The organism is Fluoribacter dumoffii NY 23 (assembly GCF_000236165.1).
Classification (GTDB): domain Bacteria; phylum Pseudomonadota; class Gammaproteobacteria; order Legionellales; family Legionellaceae; genus Legionella; species Legionella dumoffii.
In genome coordinates this window covers 681,631-703,974 of sequence record NZ_CM001373.1, presented here as the reverse complement: position 1 = coordinate 703,974, position 22,344 = coordinate 681,631, and the positions used below count along the sequence as shown (strand labels likewise).

The window sequence follows — 22,344 nt, the reverse complement described above, 5'->3', positions numbered from 1 at the left end:
TCGCAGTTTAATTAGCTACCCCGGCTCTGTCAAGTAAATTTTACACTTTTCATAAAGAAGTTTATTTTCGGTTAAAAATTGATAAATCCAAAGCCACCTCAGAGCATGGCAGGAAGCACTTTAACAGTTCTGGTCTTCGTTTAAAAAGACGCTTTTTTATATGCACAAACTACTTTATGAATAATTTATTTACATATCGTGCTGTATATATTCTTTTTTTTTGATTATAATACGTCGCACCAGTAATGATATAAAAGTATCACTCAGGGTTATTAACTAGTGTACTTTATTTCTTCAACTCCAGGAGTTTTGCGGTGCCTCAATTCTCAGAAAACAAATACCTTCAAGCTTTATTGGAAAATCTGATTGCCTCCTATGAAACCGAAGTAAATTATAATCCTTTAGAAATTGAACTTGATGCACAACAGATCACCGCTAAAGATATTCGTGCACTTTCCCAATTCGTTACTGACGAACGTAAACGTCTTTTCATTTTTAAAATTCCGGGAAATGAGCAAGCAACAAAGCAACTCTCCTTTCTCGCTCGGCGGACTGTATTAAATAAAACAGCCGAAACCATCCTGAAAAACACCTCCAATACCCCTAAAATAAATCCACTGAAGTATGCCTTGAATTCAAAATCACCTGCGGTCCGGGCTCGTATCCAAATTCAAAAAAGTTTTGAGATACCTAAACCACCCAGTATCCAACACGCTATTCACCTTGACCAAAGTGAGCAGATAGTAAGTCCAGCACTTCAATTGTCACCCTTAGACCTTCCCGATTTTCCCGAACTGGTCAAACAACTTAGGGCATTAGGTATTGATCAGGTGGAAGATTCAGTTATTCCACAATTAAGAGAACATGGCTATGCATTTAGGGACGGAATTATCCCGAACAATCTTCCTAAGGGTTTTTATATAAATAAAGACAAAAAAGCGTTTTGTTATACTGATTCACCCAAAAAAATTCCCACTGCTTTAGCACCTGTGCTTAAAAAACAGGATGGTTTAATTTTGCCCTCTGTTGAAGAAGCATCCTCTCTGCTGCCTTTGCTTTCACAAAATACGATTAACGCACTTTTGGCTTCCCAGTTCTCCCCTAACCAAAAAAATATCCTTCTGGGATTATTACCTGCTTATGAAGATGAAATCACAGCATTAATCCAATCAGACCAGAATGAAGAGTTCCTGGTTCCCTTGCTTTGCAAGCAGTATTTAATGGGAGGTGAATCCCACTCTATCGTTTTAGTCAGACTCCTTACCGCATGTTTGAATAAAAAAATTAATTTGGAGTGTTTCAAAACCCCTGAAGTCCAAAATGCTCTTTTGAGCACTCGAGGAATAAAAAACCTTCAAAAACTTGTGCAACTGCCTGCAGAACAAAAAGAATGGTGGAATACCCTGGTCGCGTCCCATTTAAACTACGACCCGGAAAGTTTTGACTTTAATGTATTTTTTGAAGCATATACGCAAATCTTTCTTCCCCGAATTGCAGAAAAAAACCTGACACTACCAAATCCATGCCCTATAAACCACAAGGGGCATTTACTCATAACCTTAAACAGGGTGTTGGATGTTATAGAACATGCTCAAAATCCGCAGGAACAATGTCTTTCTTTGTCGGATCTGAACTGGGGCCCAACCGGGGTGCATTATGCCATGTTACAAAAACCAGCTGCAGAACAATTCAAGCAAGTTGCTGACTGTATGAAGCTTGAAAACCCTGAAGATAGCATCCCCGATCCAGAGCCTATTTATCAACAAATCAACAATGAAGTATTTGATCTTAAGCCCTGGATATTTCGATATTTTGGGCAAAACTGGAAAAAGGAAATAAGGTTATCTGACATTCAGGCACAACTTTTTGAAATTGAAAAACTTGCCTCCTGGACCTCTGTTCAAAAAAATCAATTAACTTTTATCTTAACCTGCACTTTTGCAAACAAGGATACATTAAACCCCGTACAATGGAGAGAGGAGTTAAATAATTGCATCCAATCATTACAAGTATTGGAACCCGCTGATCGCAATGATTTACTGCAAGCATTTTCCCGCTCCTTTAAATTCAAGACCAATTTTTCATTTGCGCAGATCAATACATTTATGAAGCAATGTATTGAGTTTAAAACTGCATTTCCTGAGAAACACTTGAAAGATGATTTCATTACCCCATTGGTATCATGCCTGGAGAATGAAGGCCCTGAAATCCTGGGCATTTTACAAGAGCGTATTCAAAAAACTGATCCGGCTCCGCAAATAAATCAATTTTCTCTTGCGGTTACCGCATCATTTACGACAATGCTGCTGGGGAATCGCGAGACTTTATCACCCGATCTGATTAAGTTACTGGCAAAACTCAATCAGCCTGACTTGGCTCAAGACGCTGTAGATAATTTGGTATTGGCAATTCAAAATCTAAAAGTTAAAAAAAATATTGAATTGCAGAAGACTGTACTCCATACATTGAGCCAAATTAATATCTCCAAATCCCAAGAATTACCTAAAATTGAGCAGATACAAAGTCTTATTGATACTCTTGCCAATTCTAATAATATCAATATTCCGGCTGAATGTAATACCCCGGAAAAGCAAGAGGAATGGTTTAAAAATCTTCTTATTGAACAAAATCTTTTAAAAGATTGTGTCGTTGGTAATGGAGATATATCCAAGCTCGATGATTTAATTGTTGATGCGCTTGTTGATGCAATTAAAAAAAGAAGTGCAGTATTCGAAGTAAATAAACTAAAGCAGGAACTGGAAAAGCATTTACAAAATTACATGGTACCGCAGAAATTGCGCGAGCAATTGGGTAAGGAATTGATGCCGCTTTTTGATGCAGTGCATGAATTAGTTACCATGCTACAAATGCCCAATCCCCAATTCCCGGAAGTACTTGAAAAATTTCGTTTTTTTGAAGAAAAAAAGCCTATGTTACTCGAAGGTACCTACAGCCTCATCCTTGGAGAAACAAAAGGGGAATACATTTTAAGTTTCTTGCTCACTGGAAAAAGAAAAGCCAACGATCAAACTACAGGAAAAGCCTTTGCTAGTGTTCTAGGCTCAGTTCATAACTTGCTTATGTCGCAGATGAGAGCCTTCTTTGAAAATCCCAGGAATAAACAGATTGTCAAGGATTTGGATTTAAATACCTGTTTTTCCTGGATGGAGCAATTTAATGAAACCCATTCCTTAACCTTCTTTTTCAAAGAAGAACTGATCCAGAAAAAAGTAGTGCCTGCGTTGAAAAAAACCTTACATCAATTGAATACCCAAGATCTGGAATTTGAAAAAAGCATTCTTGATGAAGCTGCTTCAATTGATGAAAATGCACCTTCCCATCTGGCACTACAAAATTACAAAGATAAAATTGAATCAATTGCGAATTATCTAAATTTACTTATTGATATCAATGATAGGCTTCCCCAGCAATTCATTAAAATTTACAAACAACTTAATACCGGACTGTTAGCTCGTTTAAACTTTAAACAAAAACAAATTTTAGTAGGGAATTTAATCCAAGAAGATTCAGATAAACTGGATCATTACTTGAAACTGACCACCCAGGCTTTAGAGGAGTATCCCAATGCCGATCCTGCTGCACTGGAACGGGCAATAAATGGATTGGTAGAACTCTTTAAAATACAGGGTCTTGAGCCAGAAACACAAACGATGTTCTTTAAAATGAGCATGGCTCACAATCTGAGAAGTGCGAGTCCCTTTCCCCTCGCTGCTTTAAATGAATTGAAGAAAGCAGACCTTCCAGAAGAAACCAAATCTTTAATTATCAAGAAAATTTTGCAAATACTTGTTGGACTTTCAGGATCGAGCGCCGAACTTGTCCAGGGATTGATACAACAAACTCAGTTATTCTTAACTCAAAATCAAGACCAAGCCGAACTTTGCATTGCCTTACTCCATATAGTTTCTCATGATAATCCTAATCATGATTTGGCTAATTACCCTCTGATTCTTCAACAACTGACGCAAATTAATCCTGAAAACAGAACAAACATTATTGCCATTGTTACGGGATTGGCAAAAAATAAAAAAGATCCCACAGTGAACTTGCCGGCCTTGCTGGAAGTCACTAAAGGTTTGGGACGACGCTCTGCAGCTGATGTTGGGAAGGTTCTTAAACTATTTGCGACTCCACCCTACCCCAATGCCCAAAGCCTTAACACGGCCCTGCTCGCTCATGACTCAACAAAACTCCATGACTACTGTTCGAGTTTTGACACAAATCCCTTCGCGAAGACAGGTGAAACAAGAGATTTAGCAAAACAGTTTGCCACCAATCGAATAAAAGATGCGCTAGTAAGTTTGCAAGACATGCTTCATGAAGAAGACTTTCCTCATGCATTGCAAATGAAACTTGCAAGGCAATTAACTTTTATCGAAACTTTAGGATATACCGATCCATTAAACCCTAATGACTTCACTGGCCTGAAGAAGTTAACTGCCTGTTCGCGTCATGATCTAAAAATACAAGCCAACGCCCTACTTCAACAATTACGCTCTAAAACAATTCCTCCCGAACAAGTGGAAGTCGCCAATCTCGAGCTTTTGGCTTATTTACGAGAAATTTACTTCCGAACCACAGGTTTATTTCCAAATACAACCCAAATGCTCGTCCTGTTATTAGCCCTTCATGACCCTTCATCTAACCTGTTAATGCGTATCAAAACCGGTGAAGGTAAGAGTATCAATACTCCAATGCTTTCAGTGTTGCAATGGTCACAAGGGGGTACTGTTGATCAATGCACTGCTAATCCAACATTACTTATTCGCGATTATGAAAACAGCTGCGAACCTTTCTTTAAATTTCTGGGAATAAAATCTGCACTGATCCAAAGTGACACTCCAACTGAAGCTTACCAAATTAATGGAATCAATTGCTCTACAGGTGAGGATATGTCTCTTTTCCGCTTAGCGGCAAAAGAGGCTAAAAAAGAAGGGCTTCTGGAAACCAGCGATCCGGTTCATATTGTTTTGGATGAATGTGATGATGCACTTTTAGATCAAGTAACACTCCATAAACTTGTAGCTGAGACTGAAGCTGCTAACGAAGACAACCCAGAGCAATGGATTTACCCGCTGGCACATCAATTCATTAATCTTCCTGCTTTCCGTAAGATTGATCCTCCCTGGGATGAGGATGAAGATTTGGACCAGTTTCGAATCTTTCTCAACAAACAAATAAATGAACAATTTAATGGTAATGTAGAAAAGCAAAACTATTTGATGGCATCAAGCAATACCCAGCTGAAACAATGGATTCATGCCAGCTGTGTTGCTCAAACCCTGGTGGAGAATAAACATTTTATAGTCCAACCGATAAAGGAAAAGGATGAAACAGGTCATGAGGTGATTAAAAAAATCGCTTGTGTTCCTCTAATCCGCAGTACACCTAAACATGGTTCAATTTTTACAGAAGCAGTACAACAAGCGTTACAGGCACGATTAAAATTCGAAAATAAAGACCAAGCACAATACATTTTTATTGATCGCGTCCCCTCTGTGCTTGCCAGTCAATCAATTCAAGGTTTAATTAAATTTTATCAAAAAACAAAAGGACGTTTGCTGGGAATTTCAGCCACTCCTGGAGATAAAGGGGAACTGGAAAGTTTGGCTACCTCTTTAGGAACTCAAGCCATCAGTGTAGCACCCTATGCAGGTGACAAACGCAAAAATCATGAACCCATCTTTACTTTCAATCGTGAAGAGACAATTAAATCAATTCAGGAAACATTTGAACGCATTAAGTGCCCTGTAACCAAACCTACAATGGAGCTTAATCCAGATTTAGCGATACAGACTTTTGATGAACACGCAACACTTATTACGCAAAGTAAACAGGCCATTGAAAAATGGAGTCATACGCAAACACAACCTATTCTCATTATCAATGAAGATTTTGATGAAGCAGAAGCAATTGGCAATAGTTTAAAATTTTATAAAGAACAAGGTTTTAAGATTCAAATCATTACCGGTAAAGAATCCCCAAGTGAATTGGATAAGATAATCAAGCAAGCTGGACAGGTTAATACCATAACTGTGGGTACTGCTATGCTTGCCAAAGGAATAGATATCAACACAGGTGATCATCCTAAAGGCTTGTTCGTAATTCAAACGTATGCAGACACACAAAGGATGACAACTCAAATCGCAGGGCGAGCTGCACGAAATGGCAAACCTGGTGACTGGTTGCCAATCTATCAAGTCAAACCTCCAGAAAACATGCTCAAGAAATTTTTCTATTATATTTTACCTTGGGTGCGTCAGAGTATTAATGAGCAATCGGTTGAAGAATTAAGAAATAAAATTAAATTACAAGCAACTGTTGACAGGATTTATACTCAAGCTATAGATGAAGTACAGCAAGTACTGATGCAACAAATAGAGGCATGGGAAAGCTTGCTATTGGAATTTTATCCCGATGATCCAAGAATAAAATTTGAATTTTATCAATGGCGCGAAACGATCTTAAGTGAGCTTACCCGTTCTCAGGATCCTAATGTAACTCAAACCTCGCTTAATGAGAGTATTGAGCAATTCAAAAAGACCGCCTGTAAGCTTTGGGAGAATGCACGAGAAGAAAAGTGGGCCGCTAAAGCAGATAAAGCAGTACGTATGAGCTTTGAGCAAAGCTTAAGGCTTAAGTTTCTGAAACAACTAGACTTCTTCCAGGAATTAAATATACAGTCTAAGCTTCAACAAAAACCGAAGCAATTTAAAGCTGGGGTAAAAGCCCTAATGCATCAAAACCTGGAAACAGTGATTGCTGATAAAGCGGGGGTTGTACTGGAGTATACCAAACCCGAAGGTCAAACAAAAAATGATTTGGAACTGGCCCAAAGTAAACAAATTTTACCTCATTTGATTGGGGAGTTTTGTGCGATTTGTCCCGATACTATAAAAGTATTTTTCCCCAAAAATACCTCGCAAAACTCTTATTTCATACCTGAAATTGTAAGAACCGTAATTTATAAGTTAATTGAACAAAAAAACAGAGTACTACATCGCGAAGAAAAAGAAAAAGTTACAGAAAGTGTTATTCAATTTTATCAAAGTAAGCTAATGAATGCCGATGATAAAGCCATCCGGGAATTATTATCGCAAATTAAGCCCTTAGTATTAAATTACTGCGAGCAATTAACACAATTCTCACTTGTCGAACAATTTAAAGTACAAGGTTTAATTCTCTCATTTTCTACTCTTTATCGGAATTCAGGATTGCCGGAAGATGAAAATTTAAATGATTTACAAAAGTCCTACGATGAAGAAATAATGAAAAAATTGGCTCAATACCTTATGGATGAGTTTGCCTGGGTTCAAGAAAATCCAGAACCGCTCCATGCCCTGTTCGAACGAACAGCAGCCAAAAATGCAGCATTAGAAATTTATACTTTAGCGGGGGATCTAATTAATTCGCCCCAGGATAAAGATAAAATTCAGAGACTGTATGCGACACTTGAACGTCATCGAACCATTTTAAAAGATAAGTATCTGTTTTCTATACGGCACTCATCGCCCCGAGAGGTGATTAATGATGCTCTAAATGCGATTGATTCATTAAATAGCGCCCCGCATTGCGATCTTGATTTTAGGCAACAATGCCATGATCAAGTAATCGCAGAGCATCAAATCGATGCGTTCCGCAATTGTTTGAGCCATACATCACCGCATTTTTTCAAAACACTCTATGATCCTACATGGGAGCATTTAAAATCCGCACTTCTCAAAATATGCAATCAGAGCAAGGATAATCCCACTCATATAATACATGAGTTATATGAGGCTACATTACGTTTTAGCTCTTATAAAGCATATCATCCTTATTTAAATCAACTGAATGCATTAAAAAAACAACTCCTAAGATCCATAGAGGAATTGGATAAACCAGATGGGTTAAATCAAGATGCCCAAGAAAGCTTATTGGCAGAAAAACAAAGCCAATTTGCTGCGTTATTTAATGTTAAGCCTGAGCAAGTGCATATTCAAAGTGGTAATGACGGGATTCAATCTTATATAGATTTTCAAATTGAAGACGCACCCTTACAGGAAGGATTTACTGGATATGAATCCTCATTCCTTCCCCATGTTGAAGCAGAGCGTAATGAAATAAAGAGAGTTAAATCAATTCTTGAGGAAAATAAAGAGGCTCTTTTGAATTTATCGGACGTAAAAACTATTGATATCCTGCCTTCACACAAACGAGCCGAATTCGCGAAATTATTCAGGTTAAAGGCGATATTGGCTCTTGACTGGGATAAATCGGTAATTGATTTTCAGGAGTTCCCTGAACAAATTAGGAAACAAATGGAGCATGCCGGTCAATTGAAACAATTGGATTGGAAATCACAGCCCGTAAATGTGATCCAGCTCAAGAGTCTTTTAGGCATAGAGCCCGATCTCGACTTCGCACTTCTTTTAAACAAACAATTAAAAATACAAAAGAAACTTGACGAGATTCAAAAAAAGAAGATGGAAATTGGCGAACAAATCGGCAGAAATGAGAAGTCGATATCAGATACGGAATATCTCATTACGAAAGCAGAAGAGCGAATGGAAGAGGAGTCTTGTTCCTATTGGGAAAAAATCACCTTAAAAACTAAAAACCTATTACTTTCACAAACTGTCCAGTCTGTTGAAAAACCTCAGGCACAACTCAAGTTGGCCTGGCAAGAGTTAGATCATGAAGAAATCCAGTGGATATATGCCTTAAATGATCACAATGTGCTATTGGATAGGAAAAGAATGGAATTTATAAAGAATCTTCTCTCAGAAGCTAAAGAGGATTTGGCATCTTATCTCGATGAAGCATCACAAGAACAAATTACAGCTATAGAAAAAGAACTTGGCGACACTGAACCCTTAATTAATAAAATTGCTGAAAAGGAAATTAAGAAAACACAGTATCAAAGTCGTCGCTTCTTCAAACCCGCGGATCTACTGAAGTTCCAGGCGACATTAACCCAGGAGGAATCACAGATTCCCCTACAAGAAGGTACAATTGGTGAGGTTGAACTTAATCTCGATACACCAAAAATTGTCGCCTAGTTACAGTTAAGGCAAAAATGAATTTTGAGAAGTCAAGTTGAGCCTCCTGACTCCTCAAATTTTACCTCAATTGTTATTTCACCATTACGGAACTGTGTGCGTCCTCTGCTTTTTTCATTCGAATTGCAAGAAAACTAACCGTAGATCGTCTATTATAAATGGGTTATTGGTTACAGGAAAACGTCCTTCCCCTCATTTAATGCTTTAGGATTACAATGGCTCAAAAGATATTAATCATTACGGGTATTATTTTATTAATCGCAGGAATATTTTGGCCATTTTTGATAAAAATGGGATTGGGAAAACTTCCAGGTGACATCATTATCCAGAAAAACAACTTTACATTTTATTTCCCTATCACTACTTGCATCGTAATTAGCCTGATCATTACTCTTGTTTTTTGGTTTTTCAGTAAATAACAGTTTACCTGAAACCATTGACACCCATTTAATAACAATGATAAAAACAACACACCCTAACTAATTAGGTATAAATATGACTAAATTATATACTTTTATGCTGTTGACTTTACTTGTCGGTACCAGTTTTGCGAAGCCGTGTATTAGTACTCATAGAAGTTGTCTAAAATTAAAAAACCAAAACTCTCAATCCGCAAAGATTGAATGTAATTGGTTGAGTGAGGTAACCTCTGCAGGAAACTCCCAGGGATCGACCCAGTTGGATTTAAGTTATGGCGATGGTCTTGGTGCACCTGAACCGAGGCAACTTTCTTGCAAACTAACCATTGGGGAAACAAAACAAAGCTTTGAATTCCATAATCCCTATTGGGGCTCTTTAATCGAATTTAATCTGATTTCTCAAAAAAAACTTGACGTGCATGTCACAGATGGTTGGAGCTCCAGAGAAACACGCTATTCATTTAGTTGGTGAGCTTATGGGTAGCCTGAAATCCAGATGTCAGGTTACCCATCATTTATGCATAACTTTAATGGATCCTGCCGGTAAAATTTGCCAAGTAATTGATAAATCTCAGGATAATAATGGCTTATTGTTTCGGGTTTCTCGAAAAATAATTCGGAAAAAACAGCAAAAAACTCGCCCGGAGATGTAACAGCATAAGGATCTATCGGGATAGTATCGTTCTGTTCAAGCCTATGGAGTAAGTCATTGTATCCCGAGCTAAAAACCTCAGCCCAGTTTGATACAGACATTCCATTGTGAAGAGGAGGAAATCCATTGGCACTTCCATTGAGCATATCCAGTTTATGAGCAAATTCATGGATAATTACATTACGTCCTTCTCCATGATGCAATGAATCATCCCATGAGAGGATAACGGGTCCGCGTTGCCACGATTCCCCACTTAAACTGGATTTACCTGAATGTTCTATCCCAAACTCATCAATTACCTTACTCTCATGGGAATATGCCCCCGGATAAATTATGACGGAGACCCAACCATCATACCAATCCAGTCCCAGATTCAGTATTGGAAGGCATGCCTGCAATGCAATATTTAATCTCATAGCAGGTGTCACTTCCAGATCGCCTACCCCTTCCAATGATTTATAATAAAGAAATAAGATAGCCAAACGTTTCAGTTTTATTTGTTCCTGATTATCTAAACGATGCAGCAAAGGCAGGTCGTAAAATGCCCTCTTCCACTCCAAATCGGTTATAAGTGAATGACGTATGATTCGTTCAGACCACCAGTCCCTTAGCCAGTGGAACATTAGGGCAATTTTCCTTTTTTTATCATTATTCTTCCTTGAAATTTTTTTAGTTATTCTAGATTAACATCCTGTAACCGTCTTCACCTACCCTATGCTCTTCAATTTTAGAAAGATTCATATTCTTGCTCTGGCTGTTAAAATGCACTGCATCTTTTCTACCCAAAACATAGGCACATAAATCAGAATATTCAACAGGCTTATCATTTGATTGTATCAGCTCCTGGATTGCGCTAAAGCGTGATTGATTCAATACTTTCACCAAAATCAAACCAGAGGTTGTTGTCCCATAAAAACTGTAACTGTATCGATCCCGTTGTAGAGCCACGGCAAGAATATCTCTAAGTATAAAGCTCAACTGCTCTTCACTATACGACTCATCACGTTCCAAATTGGTTTTAATAGTACTCAATAGCTCACCCTTTCTACCCTCCTTGCTCTTGGCAGTCATATTCTCCTGAATAATGATGATGAGTTCCAACAAGTCTGCTTTGCAGACCGGATTTTTTGGTTTCTCAAAATTGATGCGTTCGGGTTCCACTTTTAAACATAATTCATGCACATCAATAGAATCTGAATTACTGATTTCACGGTGCGTTTTATTCAGATATTGGGCTGAATTTGAAACCGTAATTTTAGAGCCATTTTGGGAATGCAGATATCTGTTTTTCGGATCAAGATTCTTGATAATCCCTTGAAGAGTCCGTGTCCATTTCTCTCTATCTCGTTGGAACTCATTAATGATTTGTGATTGTTCCACATTCTCTTTGGAGTCCGCCAAGCTACCTACCCGGCTTAAAAATTGATACATGAGCGCTTTACTGAGTTTTCTAATTACAGGAATTATATCCACCCCATAACGTAGAGGAACTTCATCACTTTCCTTATCAACATCCTGAAAAGCCTTTAAATGAGCTCCTAAAATCACTTCTTCATTAACTCGAGCATGCTTGGGATAAGTAGGTCTTATAGGTATATGGAATTTGGCAAGAACTTGATCCAAATACTTGCCCGTATCATCACCCACCTCAAGATAAGGATAGAGTGTCTCTACGTAGTTCAAATTTTTAGATTCTGATAAATTAACTGCACGGTTAGCCAATGAATAGTTAAAAAAATCTAATAAAGGCGTGTAAAATAAATTACCGGGCACAGGATCTAATAAAAGCAGATTCGTTTCTAAATGAAAATGGTCAATATGCGATAACTTGATAGCCGCAAGGATTGCAGCAATTCCACCCCGGCTCAAACCAATCCCATTAAACTTTACTTTATATCCCTTTTGGATAAGTTTTTTGACCACTGCTACTACTTGATCGCTTTGTTCTTCTACACCTACTCCAAATAGAACCCCTTTTACGCCGTTCTCGATGGCACACCCATTAAAACCCATTTTAAAATGGGTGGTATCTTGATGTTTGTCGACGTCTGCGGATGAAGTGATGCGAACTCCTTTTGCATCTTCAGTCAAAACTCGATGCAAATGAGTATTAGGACTTTCAATACTATAGATAGTTCCTTCAAAGATGGCGGTCAGTGTTATTTCTTTCATAAGGTTAGTTCCAAGAGGGCAATTTTTACGCGTATACTATCTCTTTTAATGACCAATTAACACTCATATATTTGCATGAAAATCGATTTGAATGTCGCTTGTCAGATACATCGACAAATCATTTCATCCTCGTCTTCAGGGTTGTCTTGTACACTCTCATTTCTCGCAGATTCGGATCCTGCATTTACTAAAGTAGAAACAGAGCGGGTAACAAGAGAGGCAAGACTATGAGGAATACTGATAAGGGCAAGTAATGCACTCGCTGCCGATATAATAAGAAACCACCCTGTACAGTACAGGGAAAAACCAGCTAACTTGCAGGTATTATTTTTAAATTCTGGAGCATGAAACAAAGAAGCCCCAAGAGCGACAAGTGAAGCCCCTATATATAAGGCGCCAGATATTACAGCAGCAATTGCAGTGGCACCGGCAAGTAGCGTTCCATGAAGAGGATAGAAGACAGGAGCAATGAGCTCCCCTGCAAATTCGTAGATATTCCTGTAAGGAGTAAAAAATCCCGGACGATTTTTGTAGGTGGTAATTCCCCTTTTGATAATCTCCTTGCAGGTACCTCCATCAAAAACGTAATTTAATTCTTTTTCACCGATTAAATAAAGCATAAAATCCTTGGTTTTTCTGTATTATATAGCTATTTTTGGATAAACTTCTGTAGTCATACTTGCATTATTCATGCATTCCAGCACATCAGCAGTGACAGTAGCCAAGCTGCGGGTACCCAAAACAATAAGAGAACAGGGTATGCTCAGTAATGCCAATAAAAGACCTGCGGCAGCATTTACAAGCGAGTATCCTGCATAATATAAAAACTGGCTTGCATTTCTAAACGCCTTATCCTGAACTGATGCATACCCCGATATTACCGCGCCTATTCCGGCCAGGCCACATCCAAGTGTAGCAATCAAAGAACCCACACCCGCTACAATCCCTATCAAACCAAGAGAGGCAAATTCTAATGGGTAAACAATTGGGGCGATTGCGCCACCAATCCACTGTTTACCATTTTGATAAGGATCAAAAAAGGATGGCCGCCTTTTATAAACCTGTTTAATCCTTTTGTATTCACCGGATAATGAATGATTCGGATCATCCGGGTTATTGAGAACAAAGTTAATCTCATCGAAACTTATTAGTCCTAACATAACATCCCTCATTGTGCGTAGTTTTGGCACCATGCTAAAAAGATGACATATTAAAGTCAATTTTTTTAATTAAAATTTTTAAATTTAAAAAAATCTTTCTCAGATCCCAAGAATCCGCAGCAAACGCTTATGACCAGAAAGAAATTGGCGATTATAAGTTCATACAATTAGGAAACAGTTCGGATCAACTGCTCCAGAAAAAAGCCAAAATTGACACTATAATAATAAAAAACCATGAAAAAAATCTTGCTCCGGAGAAAATATGGAAATAAAAAGCTTTCAATTCCTTAAAAATAAAGGATGGAACTTGAAAGAATTTCCCAATCTTGATTCTGAAGATACCCTAGTTCTTATTTTTGCAGCTCCGGAATTCATTGATTTTCAAGAGCCTATTATTCAATTAGCTAACTTTTATTCCAATTCAAAAATTATAGGATGCTCCACGTCGGGTGAAATTTTTGGGGACAGCCTTTTTGATCACAGTATTACGGTAGCTGTAATTAAATTTGCCAAAACTACATTAAAAATGGCAAAAGCAGAAGTAAATCATAGTAAAGATTCAAAAAATACGAGTAAATTGATTGCTGAACAATTAAAAGCAGATGATCTACATAGCATTTTTATCCTCTCTGATGGGTTAAATGTCAACGGTTCCGAATTGGTACAAGGGTTGAACACTGCAAAAGGCTCCAAAAAACTCATTATTACCGGCGGCTTAGCTGGGGATGGCAGCAATTTCAAAAAAACATGGACTATTTCGAATAATCAAATTCTTGACCATTATGTAGTTGCTGTAGGTTTTTATGGATCAGATGTTCATGTCGGCCATGCCTCTAAAGGAGGTTGGGATATTTTTGGCCCTCTTCGACGGATTACACGTTCCGAATCCAACATTTTATATGAACTTGATTATCAACCTGCCTTGCAGCTTTATAAGGAATACTTGGGCGAAAAAGCCTCCGAGTTGCCCTCTTCAGGTTTACTTTACCCCTTAGCGATAAATAATCCTGAGGCCCATAATGATGCTCAATTGGTTCGGACCATCCTTGCAATTGATGAAAAAGAACAATCTTTAGTATTTGCTGGAGACGTTCCAAATGGATGGCACGCCCAATTAATGAGGGCAAATTTTGATCGATTAATCGATAGTGCGAATGAAGCGGGTCTTTTGGCAAATAAATTAATGCTTAAGGATAATCTAGAACAATTAGGTCCGGTATTGGCTATTGACATCAGTTGTGTGGGGAGAAGGCTATTATTGGGTGAACGGACAGAAGAAGAAATCGAATCAACAATGTTGGCATTACCTAAAGGTTCGACCCAAATTGGTTTTTATTCATATGGAGAATTATCACCTTTTTCTGTCGGAAATTGTGAGTTGCATAATCAAACCATGACAATAACGACTATTTATGAAACTTAAAAATTTGTTCAGGATGACATGGAAATTCATAAGCTTTTGAAACGACAGTTACAACATACAAGCCTTGCTCCAGATAAAAAACCTGAGACTGATGAGCAGTGGCAGACTTTTATTCAGCGTATCAATAACACTTATATAGATGCAGATCAGGAGCGGTATTTGCACGAACGTTCCATAAAAATTTCTTCCCGGGAAATGATGAGTTTGAATGAAAAACTTGCCTATGCTCAGCATATTGCCGGTTTGGGGTATTGGTCTTATGACGGGATTATCGATCGTGCAATCTGGTCCAATGAATTATTCAGCCTGTTCCATTTAAATCCACAAAATAAAGCCCCTTCACTCGATGAATTTATGAAGCTGGTCCATGAACAAGACCAGTTTGAACTAAGACAAAAAGTCCAACGGTCCTTAGAAGAAAAAATAGATTATGAATGCGAAATACGGATAAAAAATTCAGATGGGAATTACCGCTGGTATCGAATAATCTCTCAGTGTCAGCAGGGTGAGAAACAGCTTGCAGGCATAATTATTGATATCCATAAAAGCAAAGCTGCTGAAGAAAAAATCAAAGAATTAAATCAACAAATATCGTCTACGGCACGTCGTGCCGGGATGGCAGAGGTTGCAACGACTATTTTGCACAATATTGGCAATATTTTAAACAGCTCCAATGTTTCAATTACCATCTTAAAAAACAGTTTCAAACTCGATTATCATAAAAAATTACTAAAGATTATGGAGATGATGGAAAATCATCAAACCGATTTGGTACATTTCTTAACTCATGATCCTAAAGGCAAAATCATTCCTCAATATTTGTTAGCAATTGGCAAAATTATTATGGAAGAAAATGAGAAAAATAATTTGGAGGTAGAAAATCTGCAAGAAGATTTACGTCATATAACCCAAATAGTAGACACCCAAAAATCGATAAGTGGCCTGTCAAGCCTGAACGAAAAAGTCTATCTTCCAGAATTAATTGATACAGCAATGAGTATCATTATGAACTCCTCCAAGAAAAAGGATATTCAAATTACTAAAAATTTTAACCCCACACCTATGATTAATGTTGATAAATCCAAACTCCTGCAAATATTGATCAATTTAATTCAAAATGCCAAAGACTCAGTGCTAGAAAATACGTCTTCCCTTTTTAAAGAAATTAAATTAAAGGTCCAAAAAAAGGGAAAAAAATGGGTGGAAATTATTGTCGAAGATAATGGGGTTGGTATTAACGCTGATAATTTGCAACGTATTTTTGCTTTTGGATTTACCACCAAAAAAAATGGTCATGGTATTGGCTTACATAGTTCGGCAATTTCAGCTCGAGAAATGGGCGGCTCCCTTATAGCAGCGAGTAAAGGAGAAGGATATGGAGCTCAATTTTTACTGACTTTACCAATTAATGACAGTTCCTATAAACAAGGGGGCCCTGATGAATGATATACCCTTGCATATTATAATTATCGATGATAACCCCTCAATACATCAGGATTTTATTAAAGTACTGACAGCATCCAATACAAAATCAGAATTGAGTCAATTGGATAAACAACTGTTTGATGATGAACCCTCCTTGACTAATTCATGTAATTCCGACATTGAGTGTTTTTTACCTAAATTTATTTTTACCACTGCGTGTCAGGGCCAGGAAGCAATTAATATAATCAAAGAAGATCTTGCCAAAGGAATTCATTACGCACTGGCATTTGTAGATGTAAGAATGCCCCCGGGATGGGATGGAATTGAAACCATCAAGCACATGTGGAAGGTTGATCCCGACATTCAAGTAGTCATTTGTACTGCATACTCGGATTACAGCTGGGAGGAGACAGTCAAAGAATTAGGCATGGGAGATAATTATCTTATTCTGAAAAAGCCCTTTGATGTGGTCGCAGTGAGACAACTTGCCTGTGCATTAACCAGAAAATGGATTTTGGCCAATGATTCCAAACATCATGAGAAAATTTTACAGCAGACTGTTAAAGAGCGGACCGAGTCTTTGCAACAATCCTTATCCCTTTTAAGATCCACTTTTGAATCTTCCGCTGATGGAATTTTGGTGATGGACTTAAACAATAGAATTATCGATTGTAATGCGAAGTTTGTTTCCATGTGGAATATCCCCAAAACCATGCTCGAAACTAATGACGGAACTATTCTTTTGTATTACATGCTTAATCAGCTCATTAAACCACGCGAGTATTTATCTGATGTCAATCGTCTAAGAAAAAATATTGATGAAATTACCCGGGAAATTGTTCCTTTTAGGGACGGTAAAATATTGGAATGCTACACACTACCCCACCGCTTGAACGAAAAAATCATTGGTCGGGTTTGGAGCTTTAGGGATATTACCGAACAGGCAACTCTTGAGAAGCAACTGAAATACCAAGCTTTGCACGATCCGTTAACGCAATTACCAAACCGGGCTTTGTTAATCGACAGAATCCATGCCGGTATTGAATATGCAAAGAAACACAATCAACAATTTGCCCTTATGTATTTTGATTTGGACCGATTTAAATTAATTAACGACAGCTTGTCGCATGAAGTTGGGGACCAATTATTGCAGTTGGTTGCACAACGCTGGTCTTCTTTAATTCGCAAAGAAGATACCATAGCTCGAATCGGCGGTGATGAATTTGTTATGACGTGTCATGTAGGCAAGCATGAAGAAATTGGGATTATTGCCAATAAAATCCTGGAATCTATGCGAGAACCATTCAAAATTGAAAATCGAGAAATAACAATCACTACAGCGGTAGGGATAAGTATTTATCCTAAAGATGGAAATACCCCTAATGACCTATTAAAAAATGCAGATTTAGCCATGTATCAGGCTAAGGAGCGGGGAGGAAACCAGTATTATTTTTACGCCGCGCAATTGCATGAATATACCGATAGATGTTTTAAACTCGAATCAGATTTGCGCAATGGAATTAAAAACGAGGAGTTTTTTTTATTATATCAACCACAATTCAATCTTGATAATAAAGATTTATTATCGGTTGAGGCCCTTATACGGTGGAATCATCCGGAAAAAGGTTTGTTATTACCGATGGACTTCATCCCCATTGCCGAAGAAACAGGATTAATTATACCCATAGGTGAGTGGATTATCAGTGAAGTTTGCCGCCAAATTAAAGCGTGGCATAAAAAGGGACTTCCTCTCATACGGGTAGCAGTTAACATCACTACCCGGCAATTACAACACCCTAATTTTATTTATATTGTAGAAAATATTTTAAAAAATAATCTGGTTGATCCTAAATACATTGAATTTGAAATTTCTGAAAATGTGATTATAACGCATAGAGATATTGTGCAAACGCTTAATCAACTGAAGCAATTAGGCATCCAAATTGCTTTGGATGATTTTGGAACAGGTAACTCCAGCATCAATTACCTGAAACAACTCCATATAGACTCTTTAAAAATTGATCAATCGTTTATTCAAAATATATCTTCATCCCGTAGTGATGAAGTCATTATTGAAGCAATAATTTCAATGGCCCGCAGTTTTAATTTTAAGGTAATTGCTGAAGGGGTAGAAAGCAAAAAACAACTGGACTTTTTAAGGCAACAACATTGCGATGAGGTTCAAGGATTTTTCTTCAGTAAACCACTAACATCCCGCGGCATTGAAAAATTTATCAAGCAAAACCTGTAGATTTTCGAAGAAGGTTCCCTCTTAAACCATGTCCAATCGTCTTAACTCCCTGTCTGCTTTTAGCTTTACCGAAAATTCCGAACATGACTTGCTGAGACCAAAAAATGCTCCTGCACATGCCCCAAGACCCGTAGAATAAATGGGAATCATTTCTGATATGGGAGGGGTATAATGTGAGAATTGCGAGTGACGTGAAAATTTTAAAAATTGTTCGTCATCCTGAACATGTTTGCCATCGAGATTAACAGCTTCAGGATTTTCAGCGGCAAATTTTTTCAAAGATTCTGAAAACAGGTAAGTGCCTAAAAAACCAACACAAGCACCATATAAACTATATTTGGCTGTAGTTACGGCAGCATGAGGCAAGTAACGTATCCCGAAGAGAATATCCGCAATCGTCACCTTGCCTCTTACTCCATCAATAAACATAATAAAATACCAAATGGAAAAAAAATATCTCAATTGTATTTATTTGTCGCTTTTTTGTCAAAAATGATCTAACCCAATTCTACTGAGTTATTTTTAAATCTTTGTGAAGAACAAGAACTCATTTCGGGCCTAATTTTTTTCCACTGATTTAAAGGTGAATGATCTGGGACCGCCATCTTATCAACTGGAAGATAAAATGTTTGTTCTAACAAGTGCTGGCCACTTAAGGCTGCATGCGATACATGATCAGTAAAAACTATCCAGGTACTTTTGGCAGGAAATTCAATTCTTACCTTTGCAACTTTTGCCTGGTAAGCATCATCCAATTTCATCGTATCATGTAAATGCAGCATGTAGTGATCATAGGGTGAACGTAATGTTTTGGTTGCTTTAACCAGTTTCAGCAGGCTCGCTTTTACCTTGCTGTAAGGAGCGATTCTGGGTGCAAAATGATGAAGAACATCGGTAAAGGGTTCTCCAAGATTCCACACTCGCGGTTCGTGGGGATTTACATTGCAAAAAACACGTAAAATTCTTAAACCATGTACAGGGCTTGCTGAAAATGAATCTACATGCAAGCGAGTGTCATCTTTTCGTTTTGAGGAAACACGTCCCTGGATTTGTGCGGGTCTAAAACTCGTCCTTCCCCATTGTAGATGAGGCACGTAAGAAGGAAGAACTTTCTGAATCAATTGGTGCGCAAATTCTGCATACCCATGCATCATAACTGTAAGTTTGGTCGCCAGCTCGCTTGTTTCTTTTTTATAGGCATTCAACTTCTGGGTGCGAATATCATAACTTACATTTTTGCGGCTGCCATCCAAAATATGCTCTGAGAGCAAGACAGAGTCAACAGAGGAGAAAAAATATTCAGGGAAAAACAAGACTTTCCCTTCTTCCAGTTGATTAATACTTTGTTGATGATCGATCTGTTCCAAATTTTGGGTGAATAAACAAGAATTCATTCTTTTATCCTAAATAATTGTGTAATTTAGTAAAAATTTAATCCTACATCGAATATAATCCCAATTTTCAATTTTTACTTTTTCTGGATAATACCATGTCATTTTGCCCTTGTGGATCACAAAATACATATGAGCTGTGTTGCGGGTTATATTTAGATAAAAAAAAATTACCCGCAACGCCGGAGCAATTGATGCGGTCACGGTATACTGCATATACCAAGGGGCAAATTGATTACATCAAAAATACCATGAGGGGCAAAGCCTTGATTGGTTTTAATGAATTGGAAGCCGAACAATGGGCTAAAAGAGTGGCCTGGATTGGTTTGGAGGTTATTAACTCAAACTTATCCGGCCCAGATAAAGGTTTTGTCGAATTTGCCGCACGTTTTTCTGAACAGAATCAAGTAAAAACCATTCATGAGATAAGTGAATTCCATAGAGAAGACGGCCAATGGTTTTATGTCGATGGAGTTCATAAACAAGGTTTAAATAAAACAAGTAAACCCAAAATAGCCCGCAATGCACCCTGCCCTTGTGGTAGCGGTAAAAAATTTAAAAATTGTCACGCAAAATAGAGTTGAATTATGAATGGTCACGTCATGCTAAATATTTTTATCTTTCTTGCCTCGGCAAGTATTATGGTACCTATTGCCAGCCGTTTCAAACTGGGATCAGTTCTGGGTTACCTCATAGTCGGCATTCTTATTGGACCTTTTGGATTAAAACTTATAGGGAACTCACAACAAATTATGAATTTTGGTGAGTTTGGCGTCATTATGATGTTATTTCTTATCGGTCTTGAACTAGAGCCTTCCATGTTGTGGAAGCTGCGAAAACTCATTATAGGTTTAGGTGGTTTGCAAGTCCTGTTGACTACATGCATATTCACTGCAATCGGATATATGCTGGGCTTTAACTGGCAAGCAACTTTAGCTGTAAGTATGGCTTTGTCCCTTTCTTCCACCGCTCTTGTTTTGCAAATGCTCCAGGAAAAAAATCTTCTAAAAACAGCAGAAGGTGAAACCTCCTTTGCTGTACTCTTATTTCAAGATATCGCAGTTATCCCTATTCTTATTATCCTTCCCTTTCTTGCACAAGATGGAACTACTCAGGTTAATGTCCATGAAGCCTCGTTTATGATGCATCTACCTAGATGGTTACATGCACTTTTTGTTGCGGGAGTTGTTGGAGCGGTTATTCTTGTTGGTCATTATTTATCAAGACACCTGTTTTTGATTATTGCCAAAACCAATTTACGTGAAGTATTCACTGCCTTTTCTCTTGCCTTGGTTGTGGGTGTGACTTTATTAATGGAGTCTATAGGAGTTTCTCCTGCTTTGGGTGCGTTTATTGCAGGTGTTGTCTTAGCTAACTCCCAATACAAACACGCAGTAGATGCAGACATCCAACCTTTTAAAGGAATTCTGCTTGGTCTCTTTTTTATATCCGTGGGGATGGGAATGAATTTCTCCATTTTTTCGAATAAAGCAACCATGATTGTTATCGCGGTATTCTCTTTAATCATTATCAAAGCACTTATTTTATACGTCCTGGGGTTATTCTTTGATTTGACCAGATTACAAAGAATGGGATTTGCTTTTGCCCTGGCGCAAGGAAGTGAGTTTGCTTTCGTGCTCTTTGAATATGCGGGAATTACCAAGGTTATAAGCCAGGAGAGTGAGGCCTTTTTTACCCTTGTTGTTGCCCTATCGATGTTGGCAACTCCCTTTTTAATGCTTTTCTATCATCGCTTTGTCATACCTAAATTTATGAGTTTTATTCCTGAGCGAGAATATGACTCTTTCGATGAAAGAAATGGGATTATTCTTGCGGGTTATGGGCGTTTTGGGCAAATTATTGGGCGTCTACTCAATGGGGAAAATATTACAGTGACTGTATTGGAAAAAAATCCAGAGCAGATCGAGTTACTCAGAAAATTCGGATATGTGGGGTATTTTGGTGATGCCAGCCGGCTGGATATGCTAAAAAGCGCTGGGGCTGAACACGCAAAATTGCTTATAGTTGCAGTGGGGAATGTAGAAGCAAACCTGAAAATTGTGAAACTTGCCAAACAGCATTTCCCGCATCTGAAAATTTTTGCCAGAGCTCGTAATCGCCGTCATGCCTATGAACTTTATCGGCTGGGAGTCGATTACTTTATTCGTGAATTATTTGACTCTTCTTTATCCATGACTAAAGAAGTAATGAAATTTCTCGGATACAACCATGAGGATATTCAAAAGAAAACTTCCGCATTCAGAAAACATGATGAAACTACATTGGTCCAATCCTTTGACTTTTTTGAAAAAGAAAGCGACCTTATCAATTTTTCACGTCAGGCAAAAGGAGAATTGGAACGTATTCTTCAATCAAGTTAAACGTTCCT

Annotated in this window: 14 protein-coding genes; 8 read left to right on the top strand and 6 right to left on the bottom strand. The window is 37.9% G+C overall.

From position 1 onward, the window contains the following. Nucleotides 1-314 precede the first annotated feature (314 nt). The 3 genes from KYQ_RS03210 (at nt 315) to KYQ_RS03200 (ending at nt 9,953) form a co-directional block, all read left to right on the top strand. The gene (locus KYQ_RS03210) at nt 315-9,062 is read left to right on the top strand and encodes a preprotein translocase subunit SecA (protein ID WP_019349647.1); all 8,748 of its coding nucleotides are present in this window, start codon (nt 315-317) and stop codon (nt 9,060-9,062) included. A gap of 215 nt (nt 9,063-9,277) precedes the next feature. Next, the gene (locus KYQ_RS18815; RefSeq protein ID WP_010653996.1) at nt 9,278-9,481 is read left to right on the top strand and encodes a DUF2905 domain-containing protein; all 204 of its coding nucleotides are present in this window, start codon (nt 9,278-9,280) and stop codon (nt 9,479-9,481) included. Between the two features lie 76 nt (nt 9,482-9,557). Then, nucleotides 9,558-9,953 (top strand): hypothetical protein, encoded by a 396-nt coding sequence (locus KYQ_RS03200; RefSeq protein ID WP_010653997.1) that lies wholly within the window; start codon nt 9,558-9,560, stop codon nt 9,951-9,953. A gap of 32 nt (nt 9,954-9,985) precedes the next feature. Here KYQ_RS03200 and KYQ_RS03195 read toward each other — a convergent pair whose 3' ends face one another. The 4 genes from KYQ_RS03195 to KYQ_RS03180 all read right to left on the bottom strand — a co-directional run bounded on the left by KYQ_RS03195 (nt 9,986) and on the right by KYQ_RS03180 (nt 13,465). After that, entirely contained in the window at nt 9,986-10,756 is a 771-nt protein-coding gene (locus KYQ_RS03195; RefSeq protein WP_010653998.1) for a M90 family metallopeptidase, read from the bottom strand. 55 nt (nt 10,757-10,811) lie between these two features. Continuing rightward, nucleotides 10,812-12,305: a hypothetical protein gene (locus tag KYQ_RS03190; RefSeq protein WP_010653999.1), complete on the bottom strand. Its 1,494-nt coding sequence runs from the start codon at nt 12,303-12,305 to the stop codon at nt 10,812-10,814. Nucleotides 12,306-12,406: 101 nt separating this feature from the next. Next, entirely contained in the window at nt 12,407-12,925 is a 519-nt protein-coding gene (locus KYQ_RS03185) for a hypothetical protein (protein WP_010654000.1), read from the bottom strand. Between the two features lie 21 nt (nt 12,926-12,946). Then, on the bottom strand, nt 12,947-13,465 hold the full coding sequence (locus KYQ_RS03180) for a hypothetical protein (protein WP_010654001.1): 519 nt from the start codon (nt 13,463-13,465) through the stop codon (nt 12,947-12,949). Nucleotides 13,466-13,727: 262 nt separating this feature from the next. Here KYQ_RS03180 and KYQ_RS03175 point away from each other — a divergent pair, with 262 nt between their 5' ends. From KYQ_RS03175 to KYQ_RS03165, 3 genes are read left to right on the top strand one after another with little or no spacing between them, the layout of a single operon-like run. Next, nucleotides 13,728-14,888, top strand: coding sequence for an FIST signal transduction protein (locus KYQ_RS03175; RefSeq protein ID WP_019349645.1), 1,161 nt, complete (start codon nt 13,728-13,730; stop codon nt 14,886-14,888). Nucleotides 14,889-14,906: 18 nt separating this feature from the next. Next, nucleotides 14,907-16,334: a sensor histidine kinase gene (locus tag KYQ_RS03170; RefSeq protein WP_010654003.1), complete on the top strand. Its 1,428-nt coding sequence runs from the start codon at nt 14,907-14,909 to the stop codon at nt 16,332-16,334. Then, nucleotides 16,327-18,564: an EAL domain-containing protein gene (locus tag KYQ_RS03165; RefSeq protein ID WP_010654004.1), complete on the top strand. Its 2,238-nt coding sequence runs from the start codon at nt 16,327-16,329 to the stop codon at nt 18,562-18,564. Before KYQ_RS03170 ends, KYQ_RS03165 begins: the two co-directional genes overlap by 8 nt. Before the next feature lie 21 nt (nt 18,565-18,585). Here the strand turns inward: KYQ_RS03165 and KYQ_RS03160 are convergent, their stop codons facing one another. Continuing rightward, nucleotides 18,586-18,993 (bottom strand): hypothetical protein, encoded by a 408-nt coding sequence (locus KYQ_RS03160; RefSeq protein WP_010654005.1) that lies wholly within the window; start codon nt 18,991-18,993, stop codon nt 18,586-18,588. Between the two features lie 68 nt (nt 18,994-19,061). Beyond that, complete coding sequence (gene kdoO, locus KYQ_RS03155; protein ID WP_010654006.1) at nt 19,062-19,958, bottom strand: Kdo hydroxylase KdoO; 897 nt, start codon at nt 19,956-19,958, stop codon at nt 19,062-19,064. Between the two features lie 95 nt (nt 19,959-20,053). Here kdoO and KYQ_RS03150 point away from each other — a divergent pair, with 95 nt between their 5' ends. Together KYQ_RS03150 and KYQ_RS03145 are read left to right on the top strand one after the other, a co-directional pair. Beyond that, on the top strand, nt 20,054-20,533 hold the full coding sequence (locus KYQ_RS03150) for a YchJ family protein (protein WP_010654007.1): 480 nt from the start codon (nt 20,054-20,056) through the stop codon (nt 20,531-20,533). A 9-nt stretch (nt 20,534-20,542) separates the two neighbouring features. Then, nucleotides 20,543-22,336 carry a monovalent cation:proton antiporter-2 (CPA2) family protein gene (locus KYQ_RS03145; protein WP_010654008.1) on the top strand — a complete coding sequence of 598 codons (1,794 nt, stop codon included), beginning with the start codon at nt 20,543-20,545 and terminating at the stop codon, nt 22,334-22,336. Nucleotides 22,337-22,344 lie beyond the last annotated feature (8 nt).

What these genes read in the sequence shown, in the direction of transcription:
- KYQ_RS03200 (WP_010653997.1), top strand. Translation starts at nt 9,558, where the DNA reads ATGACTAAATTATATACTTTTATGCTGTTGACTTTACTTGTCGGTACC.
- KYQ_RS03160 (WP_010654005.1), bottom strand. Translation starts at nt 18,993, where the DNA reads ATGTTTATTGATGGAGTAAGAGGCAAGGTGACGATTGCGGATATTCTC.
- KYQ_RS03180 (WP_010654001.1), bottom strand. Translation starts at nt 13,465, where the DNA reads ATGTTAGGACTAATAAGTTTCGATGAGATTAACTTTGTTCTCAATAAC.
- KYQ_RS03150 (WP_010654007.1), top strand. Translation starts at nt 20,054, where the DNA reads ATGTCATTTTGCCCTTGTGGATCACAAAATACATATGAGCTGTGTTGC.
- KYQ_RS03190 (WP_010653999.1), bottom strand. Translation starts at nt 12,305, where the DNA reads ATGAAAGAAATAACACTGACCGCCATCTTTGAAGGAACTATCTATAGT.
- KYQ_RS18815 (WP_010653996.1), top strand. Translation starts at nt 9,278, where the DNA reads ATGGCTCAAAAGATATTAATCATTACGGGTATTATTTTATTAATCGCA.
- KYQ_RS03170 (WP_010654003.1), top strand. Translation starts at nt 14,907, where the DNA reads ATGGAAATTCATAAGCTTTTGAAACGACAGTTACAACATACAAGCCTT.
- KYQ_RS03195 (WP_010653998.1), bottom strand. Translation starts at nt 10,756, where the DNA reads ATGTTCCACTGGCTAAGGGACTGGTGGTCTGAACGAATCATACGTCAT.
- KYQ_RS03185 (WP_010654000.1), bottom strand. Translation starts at nt 12,925, where the DNA reads ATGCTTTATTTAATCGGTGAAAAAGAATTAAATTACGTTTTTGATGGA.
- KYQ_RS03145 (WP_010654008.1), top strand. Translation starts at nt 20,543, where the DNA reads ATGAATGGTCACGTCATGCTAAATATTTTTATCTTTCTTGCCTCGGCA.
- KYQ_RS03165 (WP_010654004.1), top strand. Translation starts at nt 16,327, where the DNA reads ATGAATGATATACCCTTGCATATTATAATTATCGATGATAACCCCTCA.
- KYQ_RS03175 (WP_019349645.1), top strand. Translation starts at nt 13,728, where the DNA reads ATGGAAATAAAAAGCTTTCAATTCCTTAAAAATAAAGGATGGAACTTG.
- kdoO (WP_010654006.1), bottom strand. Translation starts at nt 19,958, where the DNA reads ATGAATTCTTGTTTATTCACCCAAAATTTGGAACAGATCGATCATCAA.